This window comes from Pseudomonas sp. PS02290 (assembly GCF_029960075.1).
Classification (GTDB): domain Bacteria; phylum Pseudomonadota; class Gammaproteobacteria; order Pseudomonadales; family Pseudomonadaceae; genus Aquipseudomonas.
On sequence record NZ_JASCOY010000146.1, the window covers coordinates 1 to 8927 of the forward strand.

General features: G+C 62.3%; 3 protein-coding genes and 2 pseudogenes. 1 reads left to right on the top strand and 4 read right to left on the bottom strand.

The genetic code is table 11. From position 1 onward, the window contains the following. Window positions 1–270: 270 nt before the first annotated feature. From QMX88_RS27745 to mfd, 4 genes and pseudogenes are all read right to left on the bottom strand, one after another. Window positions 271–2403, bottom strand: a pseudogene (locus QMX88_RS27745) (DEAD/DEAH box helicase); the annotation flags it as partial. Between the two features lie 62 nt (window positions 2404–2465). Then, window positions 2466–2979: pseudogene (locus QMX88_RS29930) on the bottom strand (SWIM zinc finger family protein); the annotation flags it as partial. Window positions 2980–2992: 13 nt separating this feature from the next. Further along, a complete protein-coding gene (locus QMX88_RS27750; RefSeq protein WP_282373454.1) occupies window positions 2993–3529 on the bottom strand; it encodes a CsiV family protein in 537 nt (178 codons plus the stop codon). A 9-nt stretch (window positions 3530–3538) separates the two neighbouring features. Then, window positions 3539–7003 carry a transcription-repair coupling factor gene (gene mfd, locus QMX88_RS27755; protein ID WP_282373456.1) on the bottom strand — a complete coding sequence of 1155 codons (3465 nt, stop codon included), beginning with the start codon at window positions 7001–7003 and terminating at the stop codon, window positions 3539–3541. A 169-nt stretch (window positions 7004–7172) separates the two neighbouring features. Here mfd and QMX88_RS27760 point away from each other — a divergent pair, with 169 nt between their 5' ends. Further along, window positions 7173–8636 (top strand): glyceraldehyde-3-phosphate dehydrogenase, encoded by a 1464-nt coding sequence (locus QMX88_RS27760; RefSeq protein WP_122538023.1) that lies wholly within the window; start codon window positions 7173–7175, stop codon window positions 8634–8636. Window positions 8637–8927 lie beyond the last annotated feature (291 nt).

The following is an 8927-nucleotide window of genomic DNA, read 5'->3' on the forward strand; positions in this document are numbered from 1 at the left end:
GGGTGCAGGCTGAACGCAGGTCTCGCGGAGTGGGCCGAGCCGCATGGATGCGGCGAGAGCGCCGTCAGGACATGGATGTCCGTTCGGCGCGGGCCCACGGAGCGAGACCGGAGTGAAGGAACCCCGAGGAACGAGGGGCCAAACCGAGAGCAAGCACCTTTGGTTACTTGGGGTGCTTTTCCAAGTAACTCGCCGAAGGCGAAACAGTCTGCCCCCAGGCAGACGCTTGTGATCTTGATCTTAAAGATCTTGATCCTAAAAACACCCGCCTTAGCGCTTGATCTTCTTGGCCACCACCGGCAACGGCGCAAACAACGCCGCAATATCCTCATCCTGCAACTTCCAGTCCCCGGCCTTGCGCCCATCCAGCACACCCGCCGCCAGCGCCGCCTTCTCCTGCTGCAAATGCTGAATTTTCTCCTCCACCGTCCCCCGCGCAATCATCTTGTACACGAACACCGGCTTATCCTGACCAATCCGATAGGCCCGATCCGTCGCCTGATTCTCCGCCGCAGGGTTCCACCACGGATCGTAGTGAATCACGGTATCGGCCGCCGTCAGGTTCAACCCCGTGCCACCCGCCTTCAGACTGATCAAGAAGATCGGATGCTTGCCGCTCTGGAAATCTTGCACCGGCACCCGCCGATCCCTGGTCTTCCCGGTCAGCAGCGAATACGCGATCCCGCGCTGCTTCAACTCCGCCTCGATCAACTCCAGCATCGACGTAAACTGCGAAAACAACAGAATCTTGCGATTCTCCGCAAACAACTCCTCCAGCATCTCCATCAGGCTGTCCAGCTTGCCCGAACTCGACTGCCGCGGATTGACCGGCGCACTGTTGACCAGCCGCAGGTCGCAGCAGACCTGACGCAGCTTGAGCAGCGCCTCAAGAATGATGATCTGACTGCGCCCCACGCCTTTACGGGTGATCTCGTCGCGGACCTTCTTGTCCATCGCCAGGCGCATGGTTTCGTACACATCGCGCTGGGTGTCGTTGAGCTCGACCCAATGCACGATCTCGGTTTTCGGCGGCAGCTCGGTGGCCACCTGCTCCTTGGTCCGGCGCAGCAGGAACGGCTTGATCCGCGCGTTGAGGTGCTCCAGACGCTGCTCGTTGCCCAACTTCTCGATCGGCGTGCGGTAATTGCTGTTGAACTGCTTGGCATCCCCCAGCCAGCCGGGCATCAGGAAATGGAACAGCGACCACAACTCGCCCAGGTGGTTTTCCAGCGGCGTACCGCTCAGGCACAGACGCTGCCGAGCATTCAACTGACGCGCCGCCTGAGCCGCTTTGCTGGTGGGATTCTTGATGTATTGCGCCTCATCGAGCACCAGCACATGCAGCAGTTGCTGGCTGAGCACTTCGACGTCTCGGGGCAGCAGCGCGTAAGTGGTCAGGATCAGGTCGTAATCCTGCAGCCGTTTGAAATCCTGGTGGCGCTGGGTGCCGAACAGCGCCAGCACCTTGAGTTGCGGCGTGAAGTGCTTCGCCTCGTCCATCCAGTTGGGAATAAGACTGGTGGGCATCACCACCAGCGCCGGCCGGTCGAGACGCCCGGCCTGTTTTTCCAGCAGCAGGTGCGCCAGGGTTTGCAGGGTCTTGCCCAGGCCCATGTCATCAGCGAGCACACCGCCGACTTCCAGCTCGCGCAGCGCCTGCATCCAGCTGAGGCCCTCCAGCTGATAAGGCCGCAACGTGGCGTTCAGGCCCTCCGGCACCTCACCGCGCACGTCCTTGATGTTCACCAGTCGCTCGGAAAACTGCCGCAGCCGGTCGCCGCCCTGCCACACCAGCGGCAGGTCATCGAGCTGCCGCAGCCGCGCGGCGTCGGCGGTGTTCAGGCGAATGGCGTTGTTGCCGTCCTCGCGCCAGTAAAAATCGCCGAGGGTCGCCAGCACCGGTTTCAGCCGGCCATAAGGCAGCGCCACCTGAATCGGCACGCCGCCGCGCTGGGTGAAATGGTTGAGCTGAACCAGCAGCTGCTCGTCGTCGCGGCGCTTGGCGATGCCGCTGGCGGTCATCAATTCCGGGTGCGTGCGCAGCAGATTGATCAGAATCGGCAGCAGGCTCAGCCGCTCGCCATTGACGATGATCCCCAGCTCCAGATCGAACCAGTCGCGCTCCGGCTCGTCGTCGACCACCGCATACCAATCGTCCACCGGCGTCACGTCGAAGCCGAAGTCTTCGCTCATCTCGATCTGCCAGCCTTCGGCGCGCAGCCGGGGCAGGTCATCGAGAATGAAGCTCAGCCAGGCCTTGTCGGTGGGCAGTTCGAACATCTCGCCGGCACTGTCCGGCAGCGCCTTGCTCTGCCGGGTCGCGATGCGAAAGCCCAGTTCCTGAAGCTGCTTGCGGTACTCGCCTTCACGCTCAGGATGGCGGCGCGTGCGCAGAATTTCGTCCGGCAGATGCCACAGGATGTCGCCGCCACGGCCGGGGGCGGGCACGCCAGACACATAGGATTCACGGTAGCGAAACGCCAGGGCGGCGCGGTGCTGAATGTGCCGCTGCATCTTGCCGTTGCGCGGCTCGTAGGCGCTGTACTCGAAGCTGGCGAGAATCAGCCGCGGCTCGGGCTTGATGTTCTTTTCCAGGCGCTCGGGCAACTTGGGTTTTTGCTCGACGACTTTCGGTCTGCGCGCAGTTGGCTCGCCGTCCACCGCTGCAAGAATGCCGGGGCTGTTTGCCGGGTCCTGCAAGAAGAACAGCGCCGCCGCACAGTGCTTGCAGTTGTTTCTGACCGGGCAGGTGCATTTGCCGACAATGAAATTGCGCGTGCGCTCGGGGTCCTTGAACAACAGCGTCTGGGTGTAGTTCTCCAGGCTTGAACCCCGGCACACCGTGCGCACCACATCGCCGCTCAAGTGTTCGAGCATCACGCGCTTCTGCCGCGCGTACTCCAGACCCCGCTCGACCGCCTGGGTTTTGAACAGCGGTTCCCACGGCAGGGCGAGGGCTTTTTCCAGTAGGGACGCCACGTCTAGGCCTGCGTCAACGCGGTGGCTGGACGGGGGAAACCTTGATCAGCATGGCGAGGCTTCCGTTGTCCATATAAGTAAGTTCTCCGTTTCTGACGCGAGTGGCCTGACGCATGCGCTCGCTGGTCACCAGCACGCCGTGGCTGTCCAGCTGGTTGACCCAGAAGTTCGCGTCGATGTCGGTAAAGCGTGCCAGACCCAGGCTCACCGTGCCCTCGATGGGGAAATGGCCGAACTGCTCCTGGCCGTCGCTGATCGCCACCTTGCTCGGCGTGGCACTGAGGTCCTGTTGCCAAGCTGTGTGCAGCAGCACTCTATAGTCATCGCTCGATTCGAGCTTGTTCACCAGCGTATCCAGCGCCGTGGGCGTCTGGCTGTCCGCGCCCAGCCGTTGCGCCCCGGCGGCCCAGTCTTCCGGCGCGGGTTGATTGGTCGCCGCCGGCTCGCCGTTCTGACGGAACAGGATCAGTTCCACCTGATAGGTGCCATCGGCGAAGGCCGCCGGGGCAAACAGCACCAGCAGCAGGGTGAAGGAGCGGATCAAACCCATGGTGAATCCTTAAGCCGATTTTTTGGAAGGCGGTGGGGTCAAGCGTTCGAACAGCGCCTCCAGTGTGGCGAAGCGTTCCTCGGGACGCTCCATCGGCACCATGAATTTGAACAGCGTGGCGCCTTCGAACTTGTAGCGCTTGGGCTGGCTCTGGATCAGCTTGATCAGCGTCAGCGGGTCGACCGGGGTCTCCGCCGCGAATTCGATGCGTCCGCCCTGGGGACCGGCATCGACTTTCTTGATGCCCAGTTGCTCGGCCTTCAGCTTGAGCGAGGTCAGGCGCACCAGATTCTTGGTCGGTTCCGGCAGCAGCCCGAAGCGGTCGATCATCTCGACCTGCAGGTCCTTGAGGCCCTCTTCGTCGGCGGCGTTGGCGATTCGCTTGTACAGAATCAGGCGCGTGTGCACGTCTGGCAGATAGGCTTCCGGAATCAGCCCCGGCACCCGCAGATTGACCTCGGGACCGCCACCCAGCGGCTGGTCGAGATTGGGCTGCTCGCCCTTGCGGATCGATTTGACCGCGCGTTCGAGCATTTCCATGTACAGGGTGAAACCCACCGCCTGGATCTGCCCGCTCTGTCCATCGCCCAGCAGTTCGCCGGCGCCACGGATTTCCAGGTCGTTGGTGGCGAGCACGAAGCCCGCGCCGAGGTCCTGGGTGTTGGCGATTGCCTCCAGACGCTTCTCCGCATCCGGGGTGATCTGCTTGCGTGGCGGCGTCAGCAGGTAGGCGTAGGCCTGGTGGTGACTGCGCCCGACCCGGCCGCGCAACTGGTGCAGCTGGGCCAGACCGAATTTGTCGGCGCGTTCGATGATGATGGTGTTGGCGCTCGGCACGTCGATGCCGGTCTCGATGATGGTCGAGGCGATCAGCACGTTGAAGCGCTTGTGGTAGAAGTCGCTCATCACCTGTTCGAGATCGCGTTCGTGCATCTGCCCGTGGCCGATGCCGATGCGTGCTTCCGGCACCAGTTCGGCCAGGTCCGCCGCGCATTTCTCGATGGTCTTCACGTCGTTGTGCAGGTAGTACACCTGACCGCCGCGCAGCAACTCACGCAGCAACGCTTCTTTGACCGTCGGCTTGTTCTGCTCCATGACGAAGGTGCGCACCGACAGGCGACGCGCGGGCGGGGTGGCGATGATCGACAGGTCGCGCATGCCGGCCACAGCCATGTTCAGGGTACGCGGGATTGGCGTCGCGGTGAGGGTCAAAATGTCGACCTCGCTGCGCAGGGCCTTGAGCTGTTCCTTCTGACGCACACCGAAGCGGTGCTCTTCGTCGATGATCACCAGCCCCAGATTTTTGATCTTGACGTCGTCCTGCAGCAGCTTGTGGGTGCCGATGACGATGTCGATCTTGCCTTCGGCCAGGTCGGCCACGGCGGCGTTGATCTCTTTCGCCGATTTGAAGCGACTCATCACTTCAACCGTCACCGGCCAGTCAGCGAAACGGTCGCGGAAACTGTTGTAGTGCTGCTGGGCGAGGAGGGTGGTCGGCACCAGAATCGCCACTTGCCGGCCGCCATGCACGGCGATGAACGCTGCACGCATGGCCACTTCGGTCTTGCCGAAACCGACGTCGCCGCAGACCAGACGGTCCATGGGCTTGGGCGCGAGCATGTCGGCGCGCACGGCCTCGATGGTGGTCTGCTGGTCCGGGGTTTCTTCGAACGGGAAGCCGGCGCTGAAGGTGTCGTAGTCCAGCTTCGGATCGGCGAAGGCATACCCCTCGCGAGCCGCGCGGCGGGCATAGATGTCGAGCAGCTCGGCGGCCACGTCGCGGACCTGTTCGGCGGCCTTGCGCTTGGCTTTCTGCCAGGTCTCGGAACCCAGGCGATGCAGCGGCGCGAGCTCGTCATCGCTGCCGGTGTAACGGGCGATCAGGTGCAGGTTGGTCACCGGCACATACAGTTTGGCTTCCTCGGCGTAGGCCAGCATGAGGAACTCGGCGACCTGATTTTCGACTTCCAGCGTTGCCAGCCCCAGATAACGGCCGACCCCGTGGTCGATGTGCACCACCGGCGCGCCTTCACGCAGCTCGGCCAAGTTCTTGATCACGGCATCGCTGGCGTGGCTGTCGGCGCGCTTGTCGCGGCGGCGACGCTGCATGACCCGCTGACCGAATAGCGGGCTTTCCGCCACCAGCGCCAACGCCGGCTCCTCCAGCACCAGGCCTTCGTCCAGCGGCGCGATGGTGATTGCCAGACGCTCCTTGCTGTCGACGAACTCCTGCCAGCTGTCCAGGGTTTTCGGGCGCAGCTTCAGGCGTTCGAGCAGCTCCAGCAGCACTTCACGGCGACCGGCGGATTCGGCGGTAAACAGCACGCGGCCGGGAAATTCGCCGAGGAATTTCGACAGCGCTGCCAGCGGTTGGCTGGCCTTGGCTTCGATGGCCAGATCAGGCAGCACCTGCGCCGGAAAACGCTCGCGGCCAACGCCGCTTTCGACGTCGTCCTGGCTGGCGACCACCCGCGGCCAGTTCTTCAGGCGCGCGAAGCAGTCGTCCACTGGCAGGAACAGCTCGGCCGGCGGCAGCAACGGACGTTCAGGATCGACACGGCGTTCTTCGTAACGGTTGCGCACGTCCTTCCAGAACGTCTCGGCCGCCGCTTCGACGCCCGGCATGGAAAACACCTGGGTGTCCTGGGGCAGGTAGTCGAACAGCGTGGAGGTTTCTTCAAAGAACAACGGGATGTAGTACTCGATACCGGCCGGCGTGATGCCGCTGTTCAAGTCCTGAAAGATCGGGCTGCGCCGGAAATCGACGTCGAAGCGCTCGCGGAAGCGGGCCTTGAAGCGCGTCACGGCTTCCTTCTGCAGCGGGAATTCTTTCGCGGGCAACAGACGCACCGAATCGACCTTGTCGATGGAGCGCTGGGTTTCCGGCTCGAAGGTGCGCAGGGTTTCGATTTCGTCATCGAACAGGTCGATGCGGTAAGGCAGTTTGCTGCCCATCGGAAACAGGTCGATCAGCGCGCCACGCACGGTGAATTCGCCGTGCTCGTACACCGTGTCGACATAGCGATAGCCGCTGGCTTCAAGGCGGGTGCGCATGGCGTCGACGTCGAGCTTCTGGCCGACGTCGAGGACCAGGCTGCTGCCCAGCAGAAAACTGGTCGGCGCCAGACGGTGCAGGGCGGTGGTGATCGGCACCACCAGTACGCCGTGCACCAGCTCCGGCAGCCGGTACAGGCTGGCGATGCGCTGGGAGATGATGTCCTGATGGGGCGAGAACAGATCGTAGGGCAGGGTTTCCCAATCGGGGAAATGCAGGACCGGCAGATCAGGGGCAAAAAACTTCAGTTCCTGCTCCAGTCGCTCGGCGCTCTGGCTGTCTGCGGTAAGCAGCAGGGTGAAGCGTTTCGCGGCGCTGGCAGCCTCGGCGATGGCGAGACTCAGGGCGGCACCGGGGAGGTTACCCCAATGTTGTTTGCCTGCTGCAGCAGGCAGAATCGGAAGGCGCAGAACGGGCACGGAAGTTAAAGCTCCAGGCGTTGCGGCAAAGCCGGGGAGTGTAACTAATCCGCAGAGACGCTGTCAGTTTTGTGCGCCGGGAATTATGTAGTGCTCCAGCTCGTGAAAAGTCTGGATTGCTCATAAACAAAGGCCTGTGCATAATGTAGTCCCTTTTTTCAGCCCCTACATGTGGAAGGTTCCCGTGACTCAGAAGCCCGACCAGTGTCTTGGTGAATGGATCGATCGTGAAGCCCTCGCCGAGGCGATGATCCCGCTTATCGGTCAGCTCTACCGCAATAATAATGTGGTGAGTTCGATCTATGGCCGCAGCCTGATCAACCGTTCAGTCATCGCGATTCTCAAAGCACACCGCTTTGCGCGTCACCGCCAGGCCGACGCCAGCGAGTTGTCCGTACACGAGACGTTCCCCCTCGTCAAAGCCATGAGCGAGCTCAAACTGGGCGCCGCTTCGGTGGACCTGGGCAAGCTGGCGGTGAAGTACAAGGCCGAAGCCAATGGCCGCACTCCTGAAGAATTCATCCGCGAAGAAATGGCCGAAGTCATTGGCCAGCAGAACTCCGGCGAGCGCAAGGGCACTGATGTCGTCCTGTACGGCTTCGGTCGCATCGGTCGTCTGCTGGCACGCATCCTGATCGAAAAAACCGGTGGCGGAGACGGCCTGCGTCTGCGCGCCATCGTGGTCCGCAAGGGTGCTGAAAACGATCTGGTCAAGCGCGCAAGTCTGCTGCGCCGTGATTCGGTCCACGGGCCTTTCGACGGCACCATCACTATCGATGAAGCCAACAACACCATTTGCGCCAACGGCAACCTGATTCAGGTGATCTACGCCAAGAACCCGGCCGAGGTGGACTACACCCAGTACGGTATCAAGGACGCATTGCTGGTCGACAACACCGGTGTATGGCGTGATGCCGACGGCCTGGGCCAGCACCTGCAGTGCCCGGGCATCGACCGCGTGGTCCTGACGGCGCCGGGCAAGGGCAAGCTGAAGAACATCGTGCACGGCATCAACCACCAGCAGATTACCGCCGATGACAAGATCATCTCCGCGGCATCCTGCACCACCAACGCCATCGTGCCGGTGCTCAAGGCGGTCAACGACAAGTTCGGCATCGTCAACGGTCACGTTGAAACCGTTCACTCGTACACCAACGACCAGAACCTGATCGACAACTTCCACAAGGGCGATCGCCGTGGCCGCAGCGCCGCGCTGAACATGGTCATCACCGAAACCGGCGCCGCCACCGCTGCGGCGAAGGCACTGCCCGAGCTGGCCGGCAAGCTGACCGGTAACGCGATCCGCGTTCCAACGCCAAATGTCTCGATGGCCATCCTCAACCTGAACCTGGGGACGGCGACCACTCGCGAAGAGATGAACGAATACCTGCGCCACACCGCGCTGTATTCCGATCTGCACAAACAGATCGACTTCGTGAACTCCCTGGAAGTGGTGTCCACCGACTTCGTCGGCTCGCGTTACGCCGGCGTCGTTGACGCTGAGGCGACCATCGCCATGGATAACCGCGTTGTGCTGTACGTCTGGTACGACAACGAATTCGGCTACAGCTGCCAAGTGGTCCGCGTCATGGAAGAAATGACCGGGGTCAACCCGCCAGCCTTCCCGAAGTAGGTTGAAGACAGCGGCAAGCTGAAAGCTGAAACGCTGAGCAAAAAAAACGCCCCGACTGTTTCGGGGCGTTTTCATGTAAGGAGGTCCAGCGAAACGGCCGAAATCCCGAGGCGACCCACGATCCTGTGGGAGCGAGCTTGCTCGCGAAGGCTGACTGTCAATAACCAGAGAAAGTGGGTGGCTGTCCCGGCCTCTTCGTGAGCAAGGTGGAGCGCCACCCCGGTCACTCCCACAAGTCCTACGAAACGGCTGAAATCCCGAGGCGACCCTCGCTTCTGTGGAAGCGAGCTT